Raw genomic sequence first — 26,824 nt, 5'->3', positions numbered from 1 at the left:
AATGAATAAATACTATCTTTAACATACTTCCCTCTTAAATTTTATTTAAAATATTCCTTTAAATACATTTTAATAATCAATTTAAATATGTATAAAATAAAAAACCTTATGTCGATTCTTGGCATAATATTCATTACGTCAATTTCAATAGCGCAAAAGGATTATAGTCTAGATATTAACGGCGTTAGCAGTTATGGATGCTCAACCTGGGTTATGAAAGATTTAACATTTCGTAAAACGATTGATAGTCTGCGTTCCGTTTATCCAAGTGCACAACTAGCGAAACGGTTATTTATTATTAATAATTCTCAAGTCGAATTAAAAAAAGAATTTTCGAATGAGGATTTAATTTACGTTCAAAGTTTATTAAATATAATCGTGAGAGATTTATCGGATATATTATTTATTGAAAAGAAAATTTCATTAAATATAGTTTATGAAAAAATGGAAAAATTTAACGATAAAAATTTATCCCCAAAGACTAGGTGTAGTAAAAATGCAACCAAGGTTGACATCACATTAGTTTCTAAACTATTTTTAAAATCTTTAAATAGAGCAATGGTAATGATAAATGAATATGAAGAAATCGATATACCAAATGCTGAAGTTTTAGATTCATTATACTTTCTAAAATTGTGGTCAGAAGACTTTACTAATAACGTAGCTAACAAGGAAAATAAGCAACTAAAAAAAGAAGCTCTAATAATGAATCGAATTGCATATTTTACTTTTTCCGAATTTTATAGATTTTTTATTTTTAGCCTAACCCATGAAATGTATCATGTAATAACAAATTGTAAAGTTTCTCTTAAACATGAAATGAAAGCAGATTTAATGGGTGCCGTTGTCTTTCAGTTTCTGTACCGTCATCTTAATTACGACAAGGGACAGATGTGGAATTGTATTTATGGAAACAAAGAAAAATATCAAGAAATGAATGAACAACGATTATTGAGTTTTCTTTTCGGAGGAGATGTTGACCACATATATAAATACTTATATAAAGGTACTTCTTTAAGTCATGGAAGTGAAAACTATTTAGCACTTAAGGAACGTGAAGAATTTATATCCAAAAATATTAATGAAGTACATATTAACCAATTATATAAAGATTATGAGAAAATTATTAAAAGTTTTAATCGAAAGTAGAATTGTAATTTCCATAGTAGGATTATCAATTATAATCATTGGGCTAAGTTCTTTTGACCAACGAAAAAAAATTAGAAAATCAAAAGAATTAGATTCATTCGTTAAATTATATAAATATGTTCCTTTTAATATACCGAGAGATGGTGATGGAGTTGGCACTATAGTACGATTTAAAAGAAAAGCTGAAGCAGTAATAGCAGCTCCGAACGAATGTTTTGAATTAAGTTCTTTGACCATCGATACTTTAAAAGGTACACTACCTAATTATGAATATCGTTTATCAAAAGAGAATGATGTAGAATTTAATACAGGAAAGATTTTTGGAGATAATGTAAATCTTTCTGGAGCATTCAAAGATGGAAGAGTAGACTCTGTTATGGTTAAGTTTACAGATGTTTATGAAGTTCGAAGTACCCGTATATCCGTTGAGAGGCAATTGCAAACAATGGACAAGCTTTGTAAAAAAAGAGCCTTACAAAAAAAGAATTATTTAATAGAAAGAGTTCTAGGTGTAGGAGCTATTGAAGTAAAGTTTTACAATAGAAATGGCAAAGAAATTAAAATAGATTTAAACTTAATGGATGACATGAAAATTGGATATCAACTTAAAAAAGAATTTAACGGTCAATATTCACTTTCCTTTTCAGAACCAAGATTAATAGGTTATAGACTTTGGGATATTGATATTGAAGTAGGATTTGCCGAAACATCATTAGTATTAGACTCATTAGACATAGAAAAAACATTAGATCTTAAATTTCAATAAAATGATTGTAAAAAGCTACTCAACTCAGTATTTACCTGAAAATAATACAGCAACGATTAGATTTTCAATAGGAGGCATTACTTCAAAACCAATTATTCATTTCCCTCCAGAGCACATATATAAGTATTGGAATATATTAACAATCCTACAAAATGAAAACCCTGTTAAAATACAAATTCATAATGGTAGAATAACTAGCATATATACTGGAGAAGAAGAACCCGGAAACAATTAATACTATTAAAATTTTAATAAAATAATTTTAGAGTTATAAATTAATTAGAACTACTATTGGTTGAGCAATTGGGTTTTTCTTTCTTGGGCTTATTCAATGAGTTACTTAATTTATTCTTAGAAATCTATTTATCATAGTAATTATTTATTAAGCATACTTTAAAAAAGAGGATTTATTTGTATTGGAAAATATTAAAAATTATCAAAAACCGAATTAACAGCATTTATTCGAGCTGTATTATCCACCTGATGATATTGATTAAATGATTTGATATCGGTGTGTCCAGTTATACTCATAGTAGTTTTATCGGCAACTCCATTATTTCGCATTATGGTAATAAAACTTCTTCTTGCTGTATGTGTACCAATCCTTTTATAAAAAGGTTTGATAAATGTTTCTTGAATTACTCCTTTTGTTCTAGAATATTCAACATCATGAGACAGACCTATTTTAGCTACAACTTCTTTAACTGCAGCATTTTGTTTTTGATTGGATATTAAAGGTAATTGATAATCGTATTTTTTTAGAATTGATAAAGCCAACTCACTCATCGGTACTAGTCTGTGGACTTTATTACTATTTTTTTCTTCTTTGAGTAATATGCAATTAGTTGGTGTAATTAATCTTATGTTAATAAACTTGAGTTCCCCGTATCTCATACCGGTAAGACATTGAAAAACAAAAACATCTTTGACTTTCTCTAAATGTTCTGTTTCAAAAGTCGTATTACTTATTTCAAGTATCTGATTTAAACTAAGTACTTCTTCCCTGGTTAAAACCCGTTGTGGTTTTTTAAAGCTCTTAAAAGAATCATTATAGGCATACCCATTTTTTAGTGACCATATCATAAATGTTTTGAAAAGTCCAACATTTCGACTAAAAGTATTCGTATAGTGGTTCTTGTACTCATAGCAGAAATCAGTAAATTCAGTAAAGAACTTCTTATTGATTTTTCCGAAGGTTAGCTTATAATTATTTACTTCTTCAAATTCAGTCAATATATTTTTAATATTAGTATACCGTTTAACAGTAGACTTTTTCCATTCCTTCAATTTGATTTTTTCCTCAGTAAACTTATCGTAGACTTCAAAGAAAGAACTCGCCTTACTTACTCTCTCAAAGACTTTATCAAAATGCTCCTTGAGCATTAAACTATCAAATGACTCTTCGCTCCTTTCCCATTGAGAAGTAATCATTTCAAACTCATCTTCAAACTTTCGTAATCGCTTTAAAATTTTGCTAACATCTTTAGATATATTACGCCCCTTTCTATGGGGACACTTATTTTGAAAATCCCAATGATGTGGAAGAATAGACTTTTGAGTAGAGTAGACAAATTTCTTTTTTTCTTGATTGAAATAGCAAGAAAAAAGAATTAGCGTTTCAGTTTCTGATTTGGAATTTCTGAGATAAAAAGAATGTTTCATAATTTTTAAAAAAATGCAGTTTATAGATGCGTTGATAAAATCGTTGACAAAAATGTTATATCTATTTATTGAAAAAAGTTATAAACAGACATAAAAAACAGACATAAACATCTGTTTTTTAGAAACATACACATTAAAACTGATTATCTAAAACTATAAAGGGGAATAGCCTCCGGCTCCACAAATAAAAACCACCTTTTGGGTGGTTTTTTTCGTTATACTTATTTGAATTCGCAGGGCTTTGAAAATGCTTTAACTTTTCTACAAAGGTCTAAAATTACTTTCAATAATGATTGGTCGTCTACGACTCCATAAGTACCTAAATCTTCTGCATTAAATTACCGACTTACTCATAGAAATAATATCTGTAAGATTTTTGGCTATTAAAGGTTTAGAAATAAAATCGCGAACCATATCATAACTTCTACCTTTTTCAATCTCCGCTTGATCAAAATGAGAACTAACTATAAAAACCTGAGGTTTTTTCTGAAAATCTAATTCTTGAAATTTATCTAAAAACTCCCAACCGTTCATTACAGGCATATTTAAATCCAGTAAAATAATATCAGGCAGTTGCTGTCCACTTTTTAACAAAGAGGTTAAACTGTTCAAAGCTTCATAACCATCTTCATAAATTAAAATATTAGCGCTCACGAAATTGTTATGATTCAAAAGAATTTTTGTTCCATAAACACAAATTGGGTCGTCATCTATAATACAAACTGTGTCTAATTTCATAAAAGGGGATTTTCATTAATTCAATAAACTCCTAACATAATATTAACAAGATAATACTTACAAATAATATATCAAAGAAATTTTTAAAATTAAAATAAGAGTATTAAGAATAGGCTTTAACCAGTATAGCTATTGGGTTACGTACCCCTTAAAATCTAAATATTAGTTAAAACCATATAATTATATTTTTAACTAGCACCAATCTAATTATCGTAATTACTTTGATAAAACACTTTTTTATTTATTTTAACTTCTACCAAAAACCAACATTAACCGAAAATATAAGATAAATGTTTAGTAAAATGAACGACGAAACTCGTGAAGAAGCGCTACAACTTCTAATATCTGAGTTCACTCTAAAAAGCACCAAATACGCCAAAAAAATTGGATTATTGGCGGTCGTATTCCTATAAAGAATCAAAAAAAATTGTTCAGATTTTTCTTTAGGATATCAACGAGATGGTATTATTTTATTCTATGAGACCAACTCTAAAGGTTTAGCCATGAAATTATTAAAAACTATTTTATTAGGCGTTCAACTACAATTTTAAGTAAAACAAATAGTATCGTCAGTGAATAATAAAATGGCACTAAATGCTGAATTGGAAAATACACAAACGTATGCTACTGAGCTATGTAAAACCATAAACACCCGTTTATGCGATATAAAAGCTATTGGCAGTAGTTCTAATTATAATGATGATTGGACAAGTTTTTATGCAGACTACCAAGAACAACTAACGGTCAACGTTGAATTTAACATGAATTAAAAGTTTTATCTCTTAATTATTAAAAGGGCTGTTATTTAAAAAATAACAGCCCTTTTAATTTTTAATTAGTTACAAAAAAACCAACATCAAAATTAATTGGCATTGGCTTTTTAACAACTCTAAATTATTCTAAACTCGCCGTAAAAATAGCGATTAATACTATTTTTTATTTAAAGAAATTGTCAATGTTATTTTAAGTTTATGGGCTTTGCCGACATTGACTTATCATCCGATTTTAAGCTTAAAATTTTAGCTAACGTTGGTGCTATCTGATCTGCGAATAGTTGACCATTGCCCACTTCACCAACAGGATTTACATTTGGTCCCAAAATAGCGATCCAAGTGTGCTCGGCTCCTTTTACATCTGTACCATGACTTGTCCATTTAGAATCTTCTTGAACACCATCTCCCCTACCATGATCTGTAGTGATTATGAAATAGGTATTGTCTTTGTAAAATGCATCATTTTGTACATAATCCCACAAATCTGCTATTAAAGCATCGGTATTGTGCAATGATTTCATATAAAAATCAAACTGACCTCCATGTGCAAAATCATCCGTTTCACCATAGGAAATATATACTAGTTTCGGATGATTCTTTGTAACATACTCCTTCGCAAAGTGATGTGTAAAAACATCTAACCGTACACTTTCCCAAACAATCGGTGCCTGACGCTGTATTTCATTCAAAAATTTCTCTTTTTCATTCAATTCTCCAACAGCATCCATATAACCGGCATTAACCGGTACCCCACTTCTTTTATCATTTATGATGAACGGAAAAACATCCCAACTAGCGAAGGCCGCCACTTTGTCCTTATATTCATCTTGGCTGTTTGCCAATTCTAAAACCGTTACGTTCTTATTATAATTTTTATCGTTACTATCAACATGTGCGTCATCTGCCTTACCCGTTAAAATCTCACTATACCCCGGGTAGGAAAACAGCATTTTATTGGTTAAATCTACCTTGCTCCCTTTATTTCTATTACCATACAATTGTCCTTCTTTAGCAATGGTATTCCAAAAAAAAGGCATGACCATTTCCCTATTTTCTTCAGTTGATTTACCCACAAATTTTTGGGTCAGCAAATCTTTATTTTGTGTAAATTCACTATTCAACAGGTCAGTATCCATACCTGTGAATACATCTTGCCAACGCACTCCATCCAACGTAATTAAAAACACATTGGGGTCTTTATCATTTCGGGCGTTTATCTGTGTGGTCACTAATAGCATTGTCACCAAAAACATTCTTAATAGTACTTTCATAATCAATTAGTTATTTGTTTTAAACGACTTCGTTTTTGACCAATCGCTCCAATTTAAATGCTGGTCTCGGTAACGTACACGCCAATAATAATTGGTATTTGGTTTTAGCCTTTTGGTAGGCTCATCGGTTAAGTTATCATTTTTTTGCCTGTTCTTCCCGTAATACCAGTTTTCAGATTGCTTCCAACTATCCAATACTAAATCACTGAAATCTTCGGTGGTGGCTATTTGCCAGTGCGAAGCCGCATGGTAGGCATCTTTTAATGTACTATTAAAAGGTTGCGCCTTTAACATTCCTCCAGTGTACTCCACATTACCTTTAAATGCAATAGCTTCTGGAGTATTGGGTTTATGTGCATTTGCGTAGATGACGATTTCATCGGTCTTTTCATTTTCCCTGAACTTGTGTTCGTTACCACGGCTTATTCTTTTGATCGTAAACTTAGGGTTGTTCTTATTGGCGTCTACCTCAACCATAACAAAACCATACTCATCTTGGGTAACGCTAAACTCATCATAATCCCTACCTTCAAATTCACCCCAGTTATCTATTGCACCTCCTGCCGAGGCTACGTTGATCCAAAGATGTTTATGATCTTTAGACTGTCCTCTTGAATAGCCATGCGTATGACCAAAAAAATGCAAACTAGGTTTACCGGATTTTGTAGTGAATTCTTCTAACATCTTCACCACTTTGCCAGAAGATTCCTCTTCACCGGGAATCCATAATTCTGATTTATGCGGATGATGCAATTGCGCGAAAACAAAATCGATTTCCTCATTCTTAGCCGTCTCTTCAAGCAATGATTTTAACCATGCAAATTGTTCTCTACTATCACGATAACCGTCATTAGAATTCAGCCCGATGATTCTCGTATTGCCATAATCTTTATACCACCAATGTTCTGCATATGCAGGCGTACCGTTCTTAGGTAGACTGAAATACTTGAAATAATAGTTGGAGTTTCGTTCATGATTTCCCAATACAGGATACACGGGTACTTCAGCAAATAGATTTTGCGCGGGATCAAAGAAGTCATTCTGCCATTGCTCATATTTTGCTCCGTTCTCTACCAAATCTCCAGGAATCAATACCATTGCCAAATCATCTGGCACGTCATTACCATATTCCGATTTTAAAAAAGGAAGCACTCCTTCATTTACAATTTCATTGAACTTATCTGGATTCTGATGATCTATTTGCATATCGCTCATCGCTAAAAAGTTGAACGATTCGTTATCACTAGCAAATGGAGGAGTTTTAAACTGATAAATATCGGATACCAGCTTACCGGTCTGTACTCTATAATAATACGTAGTAAACCTTTTGAGTCCAGTTAGATGTACTTCATGAATACGAGAAGCACTGAAGTTAATATCATAAGCATTTCCGTTTGTCTTTTTTTCCAATTTTGGTGAAGTACCATATTCTACAACACTCTCTTCACCTAACGATGTTTCCCACTTAACGGTAATTTCGGTAGGGTTTGCATCTTGTAAATAAGGCTGAACCACAAAAGCTGCCTTTTCTTGGGCATTCAGAACAGTTCCCCATAAAAGGACAACCAACACATTAAATTTTATTGTTTTCATACGTATCTAATTACTCGCACTTTCCAGTGCATTTTCTAAAATTATTAAGGCTTCTTTTAGCTCTTTTCTTGAGATGGTCAAAGCTGGTGCCAACTGTAGCACGTTGCCGGCAGACACCTTAAAACTCAATCCGTTTTTAAGACATTCGTACATTACCTGTTCTGCTTGCTGCACCGCCTTTTCTTTTGTATCCCTATCGGTAACTAACTCAACACCCCACAGTAAGCCGCGACCACGTATATCACCGATGAGTTCGTACTTTTCTTTTAAAATGGTCATTGATGTACACATGTTCAGCGAGTCACCGGCAACCTTATGCAAGATTTTTTCATCTTTTATAATTTCTAAGGTAGTTAAAGCTGCCATGGCACCTAACGGACTTTTCTCATGGGTATAATGACCCAATGAAATATCTGGGAATGTGTTATACCTATCTCTGGTAACGATACATGCCTGAGGAAAAATTCCGCCTCCCAATCCTTTTCCCAAGCAAAGAATATCGGGTTCAATGTCATAATGTTCAAAAGCGAACATTTTACCTGTTCTACCTAATGCGATGGGAATTTCATCTAAAATAAGTACCACCCCATATTTATCGCAAAGGGCACGTGTCTCTTTCCAAAACCCTAGAGATGGTAGTTGTACATCGGTATTTCTTAAGGTTTCGGCAACAAAGGCACCAATATCACCTTCTTTGGCGAAAACATATTCTAAATGCTCCAAGCACTTTGCTTCATTACCTTCAAAAATTCCGCGATAGGTTACCGGTGGCGGAATACGTTCCACACCCGGCATCATGGGGCCCATATACTCCCTAAAAACCGCTTCGCCACCAACACTGATTGCATCTAAAGATGCGCCATGAAAAGAATCCCAGAAAGAGACCACTTTAAACTTGCCCGTAATCGCTCGTGCAAGTTTTAGTGCAATACCGATTGCCGAACTACCATTTGGGGTCATTAATACCCGATTTAAATCTGAAGGAAGTAAGGAGGTAAGCTTCTCTGCAAATTTTATAGCAGGCTCATTCGTATATCTTCGGGTAGAAAAAGACAAGCCTTGCAATTGCTCGGTTAAACGCTTTACCAATTTAGGATGCGAAAATCCTAATTGATGCACATTGTTACCATGAAAATCAAGATAGCGCTTGCCAGATATATTTTCTATATGTGCACCGTTACAATTACCGAGCACGTCTAAGCACGGAGTAGATAATGCTTGATGAAAAAAGTAACGCGCATCTTTTTCCAATAATTTTAAGGTCTTAAGATCAGTGATACCTTCAATCCACTCATTTCTTGCCTTGGTATTATTTATATCGCCTTCGGTACGCTTGTTCTGTAGTTTATCTTGTTCTTGCTTCATAAGGGTAGAATGTTGTATGCTTCTAATTCTTTCTTAAAAGATTGGTCGACAAAATCTGATTGGGCATTTCATTACTTTTCACATACACATCTAACCAACCATCACCTCCACCATTAAACCAAAGTACCTCAACGGTATGCTTCCCTTTTTCAAGTTCAATGCTTCCGTTTTTTATTCTTACGCCGTGGTCACCATCGTTATCCACCACCAAATCACCATCAATAAATAACTGACTACCATCATCTGATCTTATGGCAAAATTATAGTTGTCATTCGTAGGTATTTTAAGTATACTTTTAAAGCGGAACAATGTATTCGATTGAATATGTTGACGCACTTCTTCCGATGAAAACTCGAATACGGCACCTGTGGCATCTGGCTTTCTATTGCCGATGGATGGAATAAACGACAGGTTATTCAAATGAAAAACCTCATAAGAAATAGGTGCTTGAAGTGTATTTGGTTTTATTCTGAAATAGGCTTCACTTACCGCACTACTTAATTTTCCATCTACAAAAACAGCGCTTTTTACCACTGTATTTTCTTTAAGCAACTTTGTTGCCTTGAAGGTATCAGCATCAGGTTTTGGCATACTACCATCTAATGTGTACTTTATTTCACCCTTGGTATTCGGATTCTTTAAAATGAGCTCAGCAGAATCATTGAACAGTCCGCCTTCAGCAGCATAGCCTTTTGCCGGATTAGACAATTCCGGTTTCTTCAATTGTACCAAAACAGGATAATCATCTTCTATTGTTTCACCCTCAAATGCCTCATGTACAGGTCTTCCAATCCAAGCACGCGGTGTTTTTATATTCAAGGCATGAGCAACGGTTGCTGCATTATCATATTGATATACCGGGTATTTAATTTGGTAGTCCTTTTTAATACCCTTTCCCCAAAGAATAAATGGTATTTCTATTTCATCCATAGATTCACCACCGTGACCTTTTCCTGTACCCCCGTGATCGGAACTAATAATGACCATGGTATTATCTGCCATATCAGATTCCGCTATGGCTTTCATAATCTCAGCCAATAATGAATCTCCCTTTTCAACAGATGCATAATACTCCTTTGTACCATGCCCAAACTCATGACCTGCGTGGTCAATATGGTCAAAATGAATAAACGTAAATAACGGTTGTTCTACTTTAATATAACTACTGGCATTTACGGCAGTCTCTTCTTCCGTAGCCGGATTTTCGTCAAAATCAACGGCACTTTTTTCAAATAAACGACCAAAACCGCCCCAATGATAAATGGCTCCGATTTTCTCCGATTTTCGTTGTTCACGTATCAAATGAAAAATACTAGGAAATAAAAACGGTTCGCTCTGCGTAACTGCCGGTAAAACTAAATTATCCTTCTCCCATGAATTGGAAGTAATACCGTGTTGCTCTGGTCCTGCTCCCATAATCATAGAAGCCCAATTAGTACTGGAACTTGTAGGCAAAACTGCCCTTGCATGCATTGTTGAAGCACCTTCGCTGATCAATTTGTCAAAAGTGGGCGTATGTGCATTCTGGAGTCCGTCGGGACTCAATCCATCAAAACCGATGACCACAACGTGGGTATTTTCCGCACCCATATTATCCAACTTGTCATAATCACAAGACCATAGGGAGGTCATCCCTATGGTCAGTGCAATAATTGAAGTGTATTTTTTAACCCTATGCTTAATCAACATCCCACCAAAGTTTGGTATTAATATCATCTGCACCCATACTTTGTACAGCCGCATTGTAGTTTTCGCTGTTCGTAGATTTTACAGAATTAGGATATTGAAAACGAACCGGTACCATACCATCGTTCACGGCATCAGGACCAGGAATAACCTCTGGCATTCCCGTTCTTCTCCAATCGGACCAGCCTTCAAAACCGGTATAGAAAAGAGAAATCCATTTTTGAAGTGCAATTTTAGCCAAGTTATCATCCGTTGCACCAGTAAGTGCAACATCAACCTGAGCTACATACCCATCTAAATCTGTAGCCTGCATGGCATTGGCAATATCTGACCATCCGCCAGCGGCAACTCTTTCTGTGTAGTACTCAAAAGAAGCTCTAATTCCGTTTTCATAATACGTTGCCGCATTACCAGAAGAAATAAATCCTCTTTCTGCCGCTTCCGCCAAAATAAACTGTAATTCAGAATAGCTCATAATGATGGTCTGTGAAGCGGTAGCAGAAGCTTCTTCTGGGTTACATGCTCTACAGCCTAACAAAATACCCAACCTGGAAATGAAATTAGATCCGGACTCATCTGGGTTTCCAGACGGACTATAGCCTAATGCAGCCTCATCATCCAATCCGTTAGGCATACCAACGTAATCATCAAAATCTTCAGAGAAAATTCCCTTCTCAGAAGCTGTAGTAGGCTGCGCGAAAACATACAATCTGTTATCGTTCAAATCCTTTAAGCGAGTTTCTAAGGTTTGGCTTAAACGAACCTCATCAAAACTACCACTACGTGTGTCATATTTTGGCTGTGGGTTATCAGAATTCCATGCCACGAAAGTCATGTCCTCATTACTCTCAAAAATAGGGTATGCAGTTGGGTTACTCGTAATTTGAGTCATACCAGCAACTGCGGTTGCATTATCCACATCACTGATTCTCATTAACAAACGCAATCTTAACGAATTGGCAAATTTTCTCCATTTTTCAATATCGCCATCGTAAAAAATATCTCCAGAAATATTATCGGCATCTGTTAAAACCGTATTCGCTGTTTCCAAATCTTCCAAAATACCGGCATATATAGCACTTTGAGCATCAAAAGCAGGAGTAACATTACCATTCTCAATACCCATGGTAGCTTCTGAGTAAGGCACATCTCCGTAAGCATCGGTAACATAAGAATAGATCCAAGATTTCATCACCAAGGCAACACCGTAATAATTCTGGGCATCTTCGTTAGCTTCGGTATCCCTAATAATATTTTCCACATCCCTTAAAGATGCATAAGCGTTATCATAAGGATCACCGGAAGGAGACCAGTTATAGGTATCACCACTAGTAAACTGCAGTCTTGCGCCATATTGTACTACGGTAAAACCTTCTTCCCAACCTTGACCACCCCAGTTATAGGCCATCTCTCTTTGTACACCTGGCAATAATAGACCTGGCTCTGCAGAAGCAGGGTAATTAGGATTAATATTAATCGTTTCAAAATCTTCGGTACAGCTAATTGCCAGTACCAGAGAACATATAAATAATAGTGTTTTTTTCATGATTTCTTTATTTAATAGTTTCTTCTACTCTTAGAAATTAACCTGTAAATTGAAGGTAAACGAACGTGAGCTTGGGTAAGACATATTCTCAATACCCGGTTGTAGCGTACCACCCGACACCCCAACAGTTTCAGGGTCAAAATGAGGGTTATCTGTCCATAAAATCAAATTTCTACCCGTTACAGAAATTCTTGCATTGGTAATAGGCAATTGGTTGATCATTTTCTGTGGGAAAGAATACCCTAAAGAAACCTCACGAAGTTTAGTGTAAGAAGCATCATACTTTGCCGCTTCAACATTATCCCTTTCATAGTATCTATTGTTATATGTTCTAGCATCTACATTTACGGTATTTGGCACATAATTAGGACTCTCGGCTGTACCAGTATTAACTACACCTTCTGCAACGATACCTGTTTCTCTACCTTCCAATGTTTCTTGCAATTGACCAGAAGTACTACCAATGGTTTTTGTTCTAGAAACTACGATACCACCTTGTCTGGTATCGATCAAAAATCCTAGGTCAATATTCTTATACTTGAATGTATTCTGCATTCCCAGTGTGAAATCTGGCGCATAATCACCCTGGTATACCAAATCATCGGTACGCTCAGGAATACCTTGATTATTGATGATCATTTGACCAAAGTACTCACTGTTCTCATCTTCTACCCTTTGAAAACCTCTACCGTATATCGCACTGATAGAACCACCTTCACGAGCTTGAATAAATGCCCCGTTCGCTTCGGTCAACGTAAATTGAATATCATCACCTAAATCGGTCACTTCACTTTTATTGCTCGCAAAATTGAAGGTAGAGCTCCACTTAAAGTTATCTGTAAGTACCGGAACAAAGTTCGCAATAGCTTCAAAACCGTAGTTACGAACCTCACCGGCATTGATCAATTGACTACTGTAACCACTAGCGATATCTGTACTAATGTTGATAATCTGATTCTTAGTAGAACTGTCATAATACGTAAGATCTAAATTGATTCTGCTTTGCAAGAAACGTAGATCTAAACCGAATTCGTAAGAACCTGTAATCTCTGGTTTTAAATCTGCATTCGGTATCAACGATGATTCCGTCAATATAGGTGTAGAACTATCAAAAGCAGTCTCATTTTGATAAAAGCTACGTAATCTATATGCATCGGTATCATTACCCACTTCAGCATAAGCAGCCCTTACTTTCGCAAACGTTACCCAGTCTGGCATATTGAACATATCACTGGCAATACCACTTAATGTCACCGATGGGTAGAAATAAGAGTTATTCCCCTCTGGCAAAGTACTAGACCAGTCATTTCTACCTGTAATATCCATGAACAATACATTGTCATAACTAAAACGCGCATACCCATATAAACTGTTAATGCGTTTTTCGCTATTGTTAGAACTTACCTGTACCGCCTGTCTACTATTGTTAAAAGAGTACACCCCAGGATTAATTAATTGTGGTGCAACACTTTTAGTGAAATCTTGCTTTTGGCGCAATTGGTTTCCACCTGCAGAAACATTTAAATTAAACTTTTCACCAAAATCCTTATCATAACTCAATAAGAAATCTGAGTTACTTTCTTCGAAGAAAATATTATCCTCTTGGTATGTACCAAATGGGAAACGCTGTGTACTAAACGCTCTTTTACGAACTCTAAAATCTCTATAGAAATCGCGACCACTACGTAATAATAATTTCCAGTTTTCGCTGATGTCATAAGTAAGGCTCACATTACCGAACATACGATCCTTGTCTTGCGCATTTGTATTCTCATACATGGTAAAGTAAGGGTTATCGTGGTAGTTGTAGTTGTAGTTGAACTGCTGCGTACCCTCTAAACCTGGCTGCCAGTAATCTCTTAAATTATTGGTATTCAATTGACGACCGTACCATATAAACAAGTACATAATACTTTCCGTACCATAACCAACCGCAGGTCTGTTATCACTATCAGTTTTTACATAATTCATATTGGCATTTACCTTAACCTTATCCGATACGTTCATGGTACCAGAAAAGCTTAAAGTATTTCTCTTTAAATCCGTATTCGGTAATGTACCTTCCTGATCTAAATTCTGAAAAGACAAACGCATGTTCCCCATTTCGCCACTTTTAGAAATAGCGATGCTGTTGGTCTTTGTGATTCCCGTTTCAAAGAAATCTCTAGTATTATCCGGTTGAGATACCCACGGCGTTGGAATTATATCGGCATCACTTACAAAAGTGTCACCACCACGAGTACCGTCTGTTCTTGGTGAATCAAATTGTGCAATCATAAGTCCGGTATCTAAACGAGGTCCCCAACTTTCATCAACACCATCTGCAATACCAGAACCGCTACCGTCAACAAAAGAGAACTGTTGATTGTTACCTTGACCATATTCATTTTGCCAATCTGGCAACATCAATACATTTTCAATGGTAATACCGGTATTAAAGGATACCCCCAATTTACTGCTTTGAGATGTTCCTTTCTTGGTCGTAATAATAATTGCACCATTCGCAGCTCTTGACCCGTAAAGTGCTGCTGCAGCCGGACCTTTTAATACGTTGATCGATTCAATATCCTGCGGATTGATTTCTGCAGCACCATTACCATAATCTACACTTTGCGTACCCGATCCGCTAGACCCTACAATTTCATTACTAATAGGTGTACCATCTACAATAAATAATGGCGAGTTACCATTAATGTTCAAAGAAGCATCGCCACGTATAGAAACTCGGGCAGAACCACCCAAACCTGTAGGGCTGTTGGTAATTTGCAAACCGGCAACTTTACCTGACATACTGTTCAAAAGGTTCGGTTCTCTTGCCTGAACAACTTCATCGTTATCCAGTTCTTGCGAAGCATACCCTAAAGACTTCTTTTCCCTTTCAATACCTAATGCCGTTACCACAACCTCATCTAATTGCTGTGAATCTGGCTGTAGGGATATAGTACCCGTAAGCTTGTTCGCAGTTTCAAACTCCTGCTTAATGTACCCGATATAAGATACCACTAAAATGTCATCTGAACTGTTTAGTTCAATATTGAAGTTACCATCAAAATCTGTAGCAACTCCGTTCGTTGTTCCTTTCACTACCACGGTTGCACCAGGTAAAGGAACTTGGTTTTCATCTAACACAGTACCCGTAAATACAGTTTGGGCATGTGCTACAAAACTTGCTAAGAAAACAAGCATTGTAATTAATAATGTTTTTTTCATTTTGTTCGTATTTGTAAACTTTGGTTTGTTAGTTCAGCAAATATCTAAATGAAAACTCAATGTATTGCGTTATACATATTAAGCAATTGCAACCATTGCGAGGCTAAGGTTACCTGAAGGTTAGTTAAACATTATTTACAAATATGCAAAATGTAAGTTTTATGTTAAGCCCCTTTATCATGGGTGATAACAGCCATACTACCCACCAAAAACCAATACATTTTATTTTTCATTATGTTTGTAGGAGAACACTTATCAATGGATGATTACCTTATTGGAATAGGAAAACGAATAAAGGAAATTCGCAAAAATGGAAATTTGACTATTAGTGAAATTGCCATGCGTGCAGGGGTCACTGCCGGACTCATTTCTAGAATTGAAAACGGAAGAACCATACCATCTTTACCCGTGCTTTTAAAAATTATAAGCTCTTTGGATATAGAGGTGACCGATTTTTTTAGCGGGCTACCACAATCTAACGGTGCCAATTTTATTGTTTCCCGAAAAGAGGACAATACTTTTATTGAAAAAGAAGACGATGCCATAGGATTTTCGTATTCCTTTATTTTCGGAAAACAACTGAACAGCCTGGGGTTTGAAGCCGTATTGCTACACGTGCATCCAAATTCTAAAAGAGACAAGGTGAAAACCGATGCCTATGAATTCAAATACATGCTCTCGGGAGAATGTTACTACATTATAGACGAAGAAGAAGTACTTATAAAAGAAGGAGATTCTATTTTTTTTGATGGTAGAATTGCCCATGTACCCGAGAATAGAAGTAATAGCACGGCAACCATGTTAGTGCTCTATTTTTTTATATAGCTAACAACAGAATTCAAATAAAAAAAGCCACAATCAGTGGCTTTTTTTGATTTTCATTTTATTCTTTATGATGGCAATAACAACTGTTTTAATTCGGTCAAACTATCTAAAACATAGGTAGGCTTTGCGCTCAACAATTGTTCACGCGTATGCGCACCTGTCGTTACACCAATAATTACACCGCAATTGGCATTTTTACCTTCTTCTATATCAATAATGGAATCACCTGCTTTTAACACTAACTCTTCTTGTTGCACGTTAAGTTTCATCATGGCCTCAACGATCATATCTGGATTAGGCCTACCAAGAACTACGTCATCTGCAGTTACTAAAACATCGTATTCTTTTCCAATAGTCCAGTTCATTTTATTTAATAATAACTGTGCGGTATTGGTATCATAACCTGTATTTAGAGCGACTTTAATTCCGTTAGCTTTTAAAGCATACAACATTTCCTCAACTCCCTCATAACTAGTTACGTTCAGGTTGTTATACGCATCAACCAACAGCTTTTTAAAATCTTCAAATATAGATGCGGGCATAGTGGCATCTACATTACCTATATCTGCAGTAATAATATCTTTTATAGCTTGGTGTTTTTCTTTACCGGCACCATGTTCCAAAACAAAATCCAAAGTCACTTGAAAACCTCTTTCATTAATAGCTTTTTGTAATGTTTTGTACACTACATTGTCTTCATTAACAACGGTACCTGCCATATCAAATACGGCCAATTTAATTGTATGCATGCTAAATATTAAAAATTTGTTGAATGTTATGTTTTGAAAAACCGGCACTGCCCGTCATTCCCTTACCGCCAATACCGGTTATGATATGTATATTTCTATCAATGGTACGCTCATAAATATCGGCGTTTTTACATTGAGAATACATACCAAACCAGCGTTGTTCTATTTCATAAGTAGGTAAGCTGAAAATTTCTTTAGCTTTTGACAGCATTAGATTATCAATCTCCATATTAAGGTCAAACCCAAGGTTATCCATATCATCCGCATCGGCATATTCGTGAGAATCCCCCAGAATTACACCGCCATCCATAGCTTGTTTAAACAAAATGTGTATACCCCATTTTTTTTCTAAGCTATCCAATGGTTCTTTGGATTTGATTTTTAAATATGACGGACATTCTGCAAAAGCCTCATATCTTCTAATGGACAGTCCCGTTAAAATAGAACCACTAATTTTATAATCACCCTGTGATTTCGTCTTCATCATTTGCAACTTAGAAATTTCTAAATCGCTGGTAGCGAACATCTCTGGATACAAAGTTTTAAAATCACTGCCATTACAGACAATCACCTTAGAAGACAACAGCATTCTACCATTGGCCAATTGTGTACTTACCTCGTTATTTAGAGTGTTGCATTCAATGACTTTGGCTTTGTAAAAAATACTGACACCCTTTTTCTTTAAATATTTATGTACACGACCGATCATGGTACGGGGTTCTACGGTAATTTCCTCCGGAAAAAATAAGCCCGCTTTTACATATTGTTCGTTTAGACCGGGATATTTTCTAAGACATTCCGTCTTTGTAAATAGTATAGAGGTGTAATCATTGGCACGATTAATTTCCTTTAACTCTTCTAAAAGCTGAACTTCCTCATCGTTAGAAGCCAAATAAATAGAACCTTCTTGACGTACCGAAATATCGAATTTGGCGTGAATCTTCTTATAAATCTTTAAACTTTTACGCCCGTACTGCTGCCATTTGGTATTCATGCCAGATGGCACTACCTGCCCAAAATTTCGAACGGTTGCCCCTTTGGGCATGGCATCTTTTTCGAGCAAAGCCACTTTTAATCCTTTTTTCATAGCGTGATAGGCATGAAAAGTACCCAATACACCACCACCAACTACAACTAAATCATACTCAATATCTGCCATTAACCATAGGTATTTTAAAATGGAAACTAGAATTATCTTGCTTGTATTTCTTTTGAAAATAGAACATTGACACTACGGAAACACCAACGCCCAAAAATGCAATACAGTAGGTAGCATTTACAAAAAACTGAAGCCATGAACTGTTGGGTTGTCCAAAGTTTTTATAGAGCAACACAGCCATACTACCCAAATAGCCGAAAGAATCAGCAATATAAATAAGGTAGCCAGCGTTTCCTTTAATCTTAAATGTTGCTATCATTCTATCGAAAAATATACAGTTGAAAGGAACATAACAGGCATACAGCCCAAAACCTATGAGTACCATCCAATATACGGGAGACATAGCTCCGTGCTGAAATAAAAAGGTAGAAACACCCACAAGTATACTTGCCAATATCAACAAGAAATGGAAGCCCATAAATGCCTTAAAATTATTTTTCACCAAACCAAACAACCCCAGTACCAGCAAGACTAAAAATGCAATGGGAAGTTCTGCCAAGGTATAGATAGAAGCATCACCGGCATAGCCTACACTGTCCCATAATTCCCTAGAAAAATTATCCCTAAAATCTCGCAATGCCGTAAGCGCGGTATAAAAGACCACCAAAATTATAATAGGAAAAGAAAATCTTTTGAACACTTGCTTGCGGTCTGCCGCACACATTGGTTTTCTCTTTTTCCTAAGACTAATATCTTCGGTCGTTGGCGGTGGTAATTTCTTTAAAAAAGACAGGCATATAAAAAACGGAAGTAAAAAGATTGCACCGGTTACAGCCGGAATCCAAAACTCTGAAATGCTGTATGTGGTCATTAACCATAACCCGACGGATTTCACTGCCCCGCTAGAAACTATAAAACTTGAGCATAGAATAATACTTAAAATTTCGGTCATTTTTCTACCTTCTAAATAAGAAAAGGTAATTCCCCAAATCATCCCTAAAGAGAGTCCGTTGAAGAAAAAAAGGATAAAATTATAAGGTTTTGGCAATAGTCCGAATAAAACAAGTGTCAGCTCTGCAAATAATATCATACCCGTAAGGTAGGCTACTCTATGCTGTGCCTTTAAACTTGAAACTACCCGAATACCAATAAATTTTGAAAGCATATACCCCACTACCTGAGCCAGAATGAGAAGTATCTTATAATCGATACCGAATAAAAGTTGACCATCGAATGTTGCTACCGAGAAAGGCTTTCTAAAAGCGTACATACAAAAGTAGAGTCCGAATGAAGCAAAAGCTCCGTTCAGAAGTACGTTCATATTTATTTTAGAAATTTTAAACACGCAACATTTGTTTACTAATAGTAAATATTTACTTCAAAAATCAATATTTATTTACTATTAGTAACTTTTTTAATGTTATTAGATGGTTATAAAAAGTGGTAGAATAAGTTAAACCTCTGATTTATTGAGGAGATTGTTGAAATGTATTCAACTAGTTTAAATCGATTTTGAAGTTCTCAGACTCTTCCCCATTCATCTGTTTTTGAAAAATTCGTGCAAATTGTTGCAGAGGAACTACTGTTTCATGGTTGGGTTGTGAAAGCAATGCATTAAACAAGAAGTGATATGCTTTCAATCTTGTAGCGTCAATATCTTTCAAAGCTATTTTATCGGCATTTCTAAAACGATAAAAATCTAGGATCAAATCTTCCCCAGTCCAATTTTCAAAATCAGTTATAGCAAGATCCTTATCATTCAGTTTTATTACTATTTCCCTTTCAGATAGTTGCTCGGTATATACTTGCTTTACTAATTGCCATCCGGTTTTACCAATTAACAACTCTCTAATATGTTCTGGCCAATCTGAGGGTAATAATCGCCAACGTATTAATTCCTGCAAATGTGTATTGGTGAATTCTCTGTAATTGGTAGATGTTAAAATGGTATCATCCCATAATCTACCAGGAAAATTATCCGCTAAAAAATTATACTCCACTTTATAGTTCTTAAAAAAAGAATTAAAAGAAGTCACCGAATCCAACACAATCGTTTCCACTTCTAAACTATCTGAATTCCCTACTGTAATAATTTTATAGCCAGGCGCATAAGCAGCCAATGAAGGCGTCTGAATATTCGTTAATGTATTGCCTTTTGGGGTAGTTATGACACCTGTATCGTTTAAATGCATATGCCCACCTACGTGCACTTTCAATCCCATATCGGCAAAAATTACACCTACCACCTGATTGGGTACACGATGTGCTTGAAAACTTTTGGCACCGAATAACTGTTTCATTTCATCGGTTGCCCCGTCATTGAAATCGACCATAGGGTAATGACTAAATGCAATTAAGGTCTTACCTAAACGATTCGCATTTTTAACCACTTTTTCAGTCCATTTCAGTAAATATCTTTTATGTTTCAATACCTCATTATATCCTATTCCAGAACCGTTAAATCCGTCACCGCTTGATTTTGGTGTATACACATTTGCATCTATTGCCAAAAGCCAAATACCTTCGACCGGTTCTACTAAATAGCTTACGTCTGGTATTGTTTTTAAGGGTTCATTCTTCATTACAATTCTCTGACCCAATTTAGATACCATTACTGCTTTTTCATACGTATATTGTTCATAGGTGTACGCAGAAAAAGGTGTTTCCCAATACGTGTAATGTTTTTGTGGAAAAAAGCCATAGTCTTCCAACTCTTCTAAAATCTCTTTATAGCCCCATTCTGAAATTTCTTTAGAAATAACTGTAGGCTTTACCCCATTAGAGCTTGATGTATATAACCCGTCGGTACTCATAATAGGTTGTAGTCGACCATCGTTAGCTAGAAAATCGCGCTCACCGCCTTGTTTACCATAAGGTCTAGTAGGGTCATGATTACCATTTACCATAAAAAAAGACACGTTGTACTTGTCAACATAATGGTTCATTATTTTTCTTAACCCCTTAATATGCATTGGCTGACCGTCATCACTAAAATCACCAGGCATTGCAATGATTTTAATTCTTCTTTCCACAGCATCATCTAATGCAGCTTGAAAAGCGAAATAATTTTCATTGAACAATCGGGTAGAATGCAATTGCGATTCCATGGAACGTATGAGTACATTTTTACCATTCACGGTATCGGTATATACATCAATACTTAAATCTTTCAATTCAGGATATACATCTGCGAAATGAACATCGGCCATGAAGGCAATTTGAACTTCACTCTTTATAGTTTGAGAACTGCATACCAAATGCATCATTAGAACAAATAAAAAGGATATAAAACGCTTCATACTTTGAAATTAAATTGCGAAAACAATTATATAGGAAATAAAAACGGCAAGAACATGAGTTCTTGCCGTATCTAAATAATCATGTTTTCTTTTTAGTACCCTTGGTTCTGATCCAAGAAACCATCTATACCAGAAGCACCATCAACGGCACTTTGTGGTATAGGAAATAATCTATGATTTACATCTGTATCCGTTTTTTCTGTCCAGCTATCTTCATACTTTCCAAAACGTATTTGATCTCCTCGTCTAAACCCTTCCCAATACAGTTCAAAACCACGCTCACGAAATAAGTCATCCGCATCTATAGAAGATAAAGGAGCGGGCGTTTGTTCTGGGCGTGCCGTTCTAGATGTTCTTACTATATTCACATCTGCCAAAGCTCCAGCGGTATCGCCATTTCTTAATTTAGCTTCCGCTCTCATTAAGTATACCTCAGCTAATCTCATCAACACCAAATCAACACTACTATTACCATTACCGTTTGGTGAGGTACGGCTAAATTGATATTTAGAAACTCTATATCCTGTATTATGCAATGACCCCTCATTAGTGAAATCAATTTCTAAAGTGTGATCTACATACCCAATATCTCGTGTAGGACCGTTTCCTTTTACCTGTCTTACAGGTAATATTTTAACCGTACCGTCTTCACAGGTAAGAAACTGACCGTTATCACCTTTTCTTGGTCCCCACTGTATACCGCGAAGAATACCTCTGTCCATTTCAAAAGCAACATCTTGCACACAGTAAAAGCTATCTTCGGTCTCTGTCTCCAACAGTTTTTCACGACCTTCCAAATCTGCCAATTGTACATCTGGCACCAATGTATTTCTTTGGTAGAAACGAGCATCTGCTTCTGCAGGATCTACATCGCCATAGGCATCTGCCCATGTTTGATAAAAATCTGAAGTAATCGCAGGTCCGTCAGTACCATCGGCACTAGGCCATTCCGGTCTAGGAAACATTGATCCAGCAATAGACCAATATGCCCAACGGCTATGCTCCCTTGTCAATACCCCACGTTGATCTAAAGCAAATATCAACTCAGGATTTGAATGATTTTCATCATTGAACAGTTCAAAATACTCTGGCGATAACGAAAAACTTCCAGAGTCTATGATATTGCTGGTATATGTTATTACTGCATCCATATCGGCTTGCGTAAAATTAGGCGTACCGTAAGGATCACGGTATACAGCAGCATTTAGATTTAATCTTGCTAAGAATCCGTAAACGGCAGAACGTGTCATTCTACCAGGTCCTTTATCATCATTGATTACATCAACAACAGACAACAATTCACTTTCTATATAATCAATGGCATCTTGGGTTCTCAATACCTCAGAAAGTTCTTCAGATGATTCTTTTTTAAGCACGATACCCCAACTGTCTAACAACAACATGTTCAAATAAGCCCTTAACGCTTTCATTTCATACAAAGCCCCTGCAGCTTCTGCATCTCCTTCATCCGCTAACGGAGTCAGTACTTCAATTGCTGCCAAGGTTCTGGAAATATTGGTAGTAAGCTCATTCCAACCACTGGCAACCAAATCATTTGTAGGGGTAAAATTATGGCTATGTGCCGCCAAGAACTTACCACCATCAAACCAATCTGTTCCTCCTCTATATGGTAGTATTGCCTCATCTGAGGGTATAAGCTGCAGACCATAATAATTGACATGCCTCCAAGTCCAAGAAATATAGCCGTAAGCAGGCGCAATAGCTCCGCTGATAACTTCTGCCTGGGCACCGGTCAATGATTCATCTAATAATTCTTCTTCTAGATCCGTACAGCTCCATGTCAACAATGCGACAAGAAACAATGACGATATAATTAGTTTATTTTTCATTTTGATAGTTTTATTATGTTAAAAGGATACATTTAAACCGAACAAGATGGTTCTTGAATTAGGGTAAGTATACCGGTCAATACCAAAAGTTTGAATACCATCTATTGCATTACCTGTATTTACCTCTGGGCTGTAGCCCGTATAATCTGTAATGATGAATAAATTCTGACCTGTAAGTGTAAAACGTATATCGTTCACATAATCGCCCAAGCCTATTTTACTTGCCAAAAGATTGTACCCCAACGTAGCATTATTCAATTTTAAGTAAGCACCGTCTTCCAAATATCTCGTTGAAACCTCATTGGAATTGCTTACATCTTCGTTTGGAAATTGAATAGCAAAATCTGTTGTATTCAAGTTTCTGCTCAATTGCCCTTTTGAGAAAGAGGACATTGCGGTATGGTTATAAATTTTATTACCGGAAACCCCATTGAAGTTAAAACCTAGATCAAAATTCTTATAATCGAAATTCAAATAGAACGCATAGGTAAAATCTGGCAAAGCACTACCCGAGGCAATACGGTCATCATCTAAAATTTCACCATCGCCATTAACATCTCTAAATTGATTTAAACCATCATCACCAATACCAATAAACTCTTTCATGTAAAAAGTACCGATAGCTTCATTATTTAAATAACCATTGATCGTAGCACCCGTTTGACCACCACCTTGCGCAGCACCAGTGGTAATAATGGCAAAAGGAGAATCTGTTACCTCATTGTTTATGAAAGTAGCATTACCACCAACATTTAATGAGAAATCTTCACCGATCATTGTTCTAAAATCCAATGCAAATTCCAGACCTGAGTTATGTATTTCCAAATCTTCAAGATTGGTCCATATTTTCTCGGTTGGCTGAATTGGATCTACTCTATTGGCGAACAAAACTACATCTGTAGTTACCTTATTAAAGTAATCTATTGTACCTGTAATCTTATTGTTCAAGAAACCATAATCAAGACCTATATTGGTTTGTGTAGCTACCTCCCATTTTAAATTGGGATTGGCAGTTCTCGCTGGTACCGTACCAAAAGGGTAACCATCTAAAGTAGTAGCACTATCATCTAAAGGGTAAGTGTCATTATCACTTTTACTATCAATATAACTCGCCAAGGAAACTTTATTATCTATACCTTCTTGACTACCCGTTTGCCCCCAGCTAGCTCGTAACTTTAAGTTGTTGACAACTGTACTTTCCGCCAAGAAATTCTCTTTACTAATATTCCAACCTAAGGCAACAGAAGGAAAATATCCGTACTTATTGTTCTCTCCAAATTTTGAAGAACCATCTGCACGCATAGTGGCAGTCAATAAATATTTATCTTGATAGTCATAATTTACCCTACCAAAGAAAGACTGTAACTCATTCTTCTCTGCAGTAGAAAATAAACTAGTAGGAAATTCTTGACTACTGATCTGATCTTGATATCTTGGATCAATGTCATTGTCGGCAAAACTTTGTAGCTCGAATCTCTTTTGTTGAAATAACACTTCTTGGTACGAATGACCTACTAAAATCGTTGCCCCATGATCACCTTTTTCAAATGTATAGGTCAAGGTATTATCTACCTGTGTATTTTGGTTAGTAGTAATCCATGTATTTAAATACCCTTGATTTAAATCTTCTAACAAAGCATAAGGAGCACGTTGCTGATCTCTATTCGTAGAAGAATAATCTACACCCAAGCTCAGTTTATATGTTAGCCCCTTTACAAATTCTACAGATGGGGAAATATTGGCTAGAATACGATTGCTGTTAGACTCGTCTGCATAAATTTCGTTTCGTATCAACGGGTTTAATCTGTTATCATCCAATATCGTTGGTTCTCCATTCGTGTATAAAGGAACGGTAGGATTCAACTCTAACATATCTGTAACCGTAGCGCTAGCATCTGGTCTATTGTTCAATGTTCTGGTAGCGGAAAGATTAAAATCTACGTTCAACTTACCATCCAATGCTTTTTGATTTAAGTTTAAACGACCAGAGTATCTTTTTAAAGAACTATTTGCAAACGTACCCTCCTGATCATCAACCCCTACCGAAGCATAATAGTTGAATTTATCTGAAGCACCACCGCTCATAGAAAAGTTTACATTTTTAGATATTCCTGTTTGTGTAAGCTCATCTTGCCAATTGGTATTTGCACCTCCATCAACCAAAGTACCACCAACAGCTGGCACCTGCGTTCTAAACTCATCCGCAGAAAAAACATCAATTTTATTTGCCAATGTTGCAAAAGCAGTTGAGACCGAAACATTCATTTCCGTTTTACCGGTTTTTCCTTTTTTGGTCGTGATCACAATTACCCCGTTTGCAGCACGTGCCCCATATATGGCAGCGGCAGAAGCATCTTTCAATACATCCATAGACTCAATATCTTGAGGATTGATGAAATTTAAAGGATTGGAAGCTACACCCGTAGAAGTATTATCAATGACAAAACCATCAATAACGAACAAAGGTGAAGTACCTGATCTAAAACTACCGATACCACGAATAACGATATTTTGGGAGGCACCAGGCTCACCACTTACCGAAGTAATGTTAACACCGGCAACCTTACCTTGTAATAACTGACCAGGATTGGCAACTACCCCTTTATTAAAGTTTTCGCTCTTTACCGATGCAATAGAACCGGTAACATCCGATCGTTTTTGAGTACCGTAACCAACTACAACAACATCATCTAGCTGGGTAGCATCTTCCGCTAACTGAACGGTCAACGTAGTTTGTCCCTGTAGCGCTATTTCTTGAGTTGTAAAGCCCAAATACGATACTTCTAATACAGCATCGCTCTTAACGTCTATGGTGAAGTTACCATCAAAATCTGTGGTAACTCCGTTCAAAGTTCCCTTTTCAAGTACAGTTGCACCTACCAAAGGAACACCGCCTTGATCTGTTACCGTACCATTTACAGTGAGAAACTCAACTTCTACCACTCTTTTGTAGACCTTAGGTTTTACAGTTATCGAGATGGTTTTGTTAATTCTTCTGAACGTAAGGTTAGCATCTTTTGCCATTAGTTCTAACACCGACCTTAAAGACACGCCGTCATGCGCAATATTATAGGTGTTTTTCAACTTACCCACTTTGCGGTCATAGACAAATTTAAAATTCGTCTGATTTTCGATATCATCTAAAATATCCAAAACCGATGCGCCTTTTACGGCAATATCCACTTTATAATTTTCTAATTTTTGGCCCCTAAGGTCAGCTGCAAGTATGGGATTCAGCATCG

Annotated in this window: 19 protein-coding genes; 5 read left to right on the top strand and 14 right to left on the bottom strand. The window is 36.1% G+C overall.

Going from position 1 to position 26,824, the window contains the following annotated elements; all coding sequences use genetic code 11:
* Positions 1 to 213 precede the first annotated feature (213 nt).
* Genes UH1x_RS12935 through UH1x_RS12925 form a run of 3 tightly spaced genes read left to right on the top strand, consistent with a single transcriptional unit; the run spans position 214 to position 2,150 of the window.
* On the top strand, positions 214 to 1,149 hold the full coding sequence (locus UH1x_RS12935; protein ID WP_482622087.1) for a hypothetical protein: 936 nt from the start codon (positions 214 to 216) through the stop codon (positions 1,147 to 1,149).
* The gene (locus tag UH1x_RS12930) at positions 1,115 to 1,915 is read left to right on the top strand and encodes a hypothetical protein (protein WP_482622085.1); all 801 of its coding nucleotides are present in this window, start codon (positions 1,115 to 1,117) and stop codon (positions 1,913 to 1,915) included. The genes UH1x_RS12935 and UH1x_RS12930 overlap by 35 nt, the downstream gene beginning before the upstream one ends.
* A 1-nt stretch (position 1,916) precedes the next feature.
* On the top strand, positions 1,917 to 2,150 hold the full coding sequence (locus UH1x_RS12925) for a hypothetical protein (RefSeq protein WP_482622084.1): 234 nt from the start codon (positions 1,917 to 1,919) through the stop codon (positions 2,148 to 2,150).
* 191 nt (positions 2,151 to 2,341) lie between these two features.
* Here UH1x_RS12925 and UH1x_RS12920 read toward each other — a convergent pair whose 3' ends face one another.
* Positions 2,342 to 3,577, bottom strand: coding sequence for a tyrosine-type recombinase/integrase (locus UH1x_RS12920; RefSeq protein ID WP_482622083.1), 1,236 nt, complete (start codon positions 3,575 to 3,577; stop codon positions 2,342 to 2,344).
* Positions 3,578 to 3,910: 333 nt separating this feature from the next.
* Positions 3,911 to 4,315: a response regulator gene (locus UH1x_RS12915; protein ID WP_482622082.1), complete on the bottom strand. Its 405-nt coding sequence runs from the start codon at positions 4,313 to 4,315 to the stop codon at positions 3,911 to 3,913.
* Positions 4,316 to 4,887: 572 nt separating this feature from the next.
* Here UH1x_RS12915 and UH1x_RS12910 point away from each other — a divergent pair.
* Positions 4,888 to 5,085: a hypothetical protein gene (locus tag UH1x_RS12910; RefSeq protein ID WP_482622080.1), complete on the top strand. Its 198-nt coding sequence runs from the start codon at positions 4,888 to 4,890 to the stop codon at positions 5,083 to 5,085.
* Positions 5,086 to 5,273: 188 nt separating this feature from the next.
* Here the strand turns inward: UH1x_RS12910 and UH1x_RS12905 are convergent, their stop codons facing one another.
* From UH1x_RS12905 to UH1x_RS12880, 6 genes are read right to left on the bottom strand one after another with little or no spacing between them, the layout of a single operon-like run.
* Positions 5,274 to 6,359, bottom strand: a complete 1,086-nt coding sequence (locus UH1x_RS12905; RefSeq protein ID WP_482622079.1) for an alkaline phosphatase family protein — start codon at positions 6,357 to 6,359, stop codon at positions 5,274 to 5,276.
* A gap of 6 nt (positions 6,360 to 6,365) precedes the next feature.
* Positions 6,366 to 7,952 (bottom strand): fibronectin type III domain-containing protein, encoded by a 1,587-nt coding sequence (locus tag UH1x_RS12900; protein WP_482622077.1) that lies wholly within the window; start codon positions 7,950 to 7,952, stop codon positions 6,366 to 6,368.
* A gap of 6 nt (positions 7,953 to 7,958) precedes the next feature.
* A complete protein-coding gene (gene pbfA / locus UH1x_RS12895) occupies positions 7,959 to 9,317 on the bottom strand; it encodes a (R)-1-hydroxy-2-aminoethylphosphonate ammonia-lyase (RefSeq protein ID WP_482622075.1) in 1,359 nt (452 codons plus the stop codon).
* Between the two features lie 22 nt (positions 9,318 to 9,339).
* Entirely contained in the window at positions 9,340 to 11,034 is a 1,695-nt protein-coding gene (locus UH1x_RS12890) for an alkaline phosphatase family protein (protein ID WP_482622073.1), read from the bottom strand.
* On the bottom strand, positions 10,997 to 12,550 hold the full coding sequence (locus UH1x_RS12885; protein ID WP_482622072.1) for a SusD/RagB family nutrient-binding outer membrane lipoprotein: 1,554 nt from the start codon (positions 12,548 to 12,550) through the stop codon (positions 10,997 to 10,999). The genes UH1x_RS12890 and UH1x_RS12885 overlap by 38 nt, the downstream gene beginning before the upstream one ends.
* Positions 12,551 to 12,580: 30 nt before the next feature.
* Positions 12,581 to 15,760 (bottom strand): SusC/RagA family TonB-linked outer membrane protein, encoded by a 3,180-nt coding sequence (locus UH1x_RS12880; RefSeq protein ID WP_482622071.1) that lies wholly within the window; start codon positions 15,758 to 15,760, stop codon positions 12,581 to 12,583.
* Between the two features lie 258 nt (positions 15,761 to 16,018).
* Between UH1x_RS12880 and UH1x_RS12875 the strand changes: the two genes are divergently transcribed.
* Positions 16,019 to 16,585, top strand: a complete 567-nt coding sequence (locus UH1x_RS12875) for a helix-turn-helix domain-containing protein (RefSeq protein ID WP_116770494.1) — start codon at positions 16,019 to 16,021, stop codon at positions 16,583 to 16,585.
* Positions 16,586 to 16,650: 65 nt separating this feature from the next.
* On the opposite strand, the gene UH1x_RS12870 is transcribed toward UH1x_RS12875, so the two are convergent.
* The 6 genes from UH1x_RS12870 to UH1x_RS12845 form a co-directional block, all read right to left on the bottom strand.
* Positions 16,651 to 17,334 (bottom strand): phosphonatase-like hydrolase, encoded by a 684-nt coding sequence (locus tag UH1x_RS12870; protein WP_482622070.1) that lies wholly within the window; start codon positions 17,332 to 17,334, stop codon positions 16,651 to 16,653.
* Between the two features lies 1 nt (position 17,335).
* Positions 17,336 to 18,493, bottom strand: coding sequence for a TIGR03364 family FAD-dependent oxidoreductase (locus tag UH1x_RS12865; protein ID WP_482622068.1), 1,158 nt, complete (start codon positions 18,491 to 18,493; stop codon positions 17,336 to 17,338).
* Entirely contained in the window at positions 18,480 to 19,754 is a 1,275-nt protein-coding gene (locus UH1x_RS12860; protein WP_482622067.1) for a DUF5690 family protein, read from the bottom strand. Before UH1x_RS12860 ends, UH1x_RS12865 begins: the two co-directional genes overlap by 14 nt.
* A gap of 175 nt (positions 19,755 to 19,929) precedes the next feature.
* Positions 19,930 to 21,732, bottom strand: a complete 1,803-nt coding sequence (locus UH1x_RS12855; protein ID WP_482622065.1) for a metallophosphoesterase — start codon at positions 21,730 to 21,732, stop codon at positions 19,930 to 19,932.
* 92 nt (positions 21,733 to 21,824) lie between these two features.
* The gene (locus UH1x_RS12850; RefSeq protein ID WP_482622064.1) at positions 21,825 to 23,582 is read right to left on the bottom strand and encodes a RagB/SusD family nutrient uptake outer membrane protein; all 1,758 of its coding nucleotides are present in this window, start codon (positions 23,580 to 23,582) and stop codon (positions 21,825 to 21,827) included.
* A gap of 18 nt (positions 23,583 to 23,600) precedes the next feature.
* Positions 23,601 to 26,822: a SusC/RagA family TonB-linked outer membrane protein gene (locus UH1x_RS12845; RefSeq protein WP_482622063.1), complete on the bottom strand. Its 3,222-nt coding sequence runs from the start codon at positions 26,820 to 26,822 to the stop codon at positions 23,601 to 23,603.
* Positions 26,823 to 26,824: the final 2 nt, after the last annotated feature.

This window comes from Maribacter sp. UH1 (genome assembly GCF_056839145.1).
This window is presented reverse-complemented; position numbering and strand designations above follow the sequence as displayed.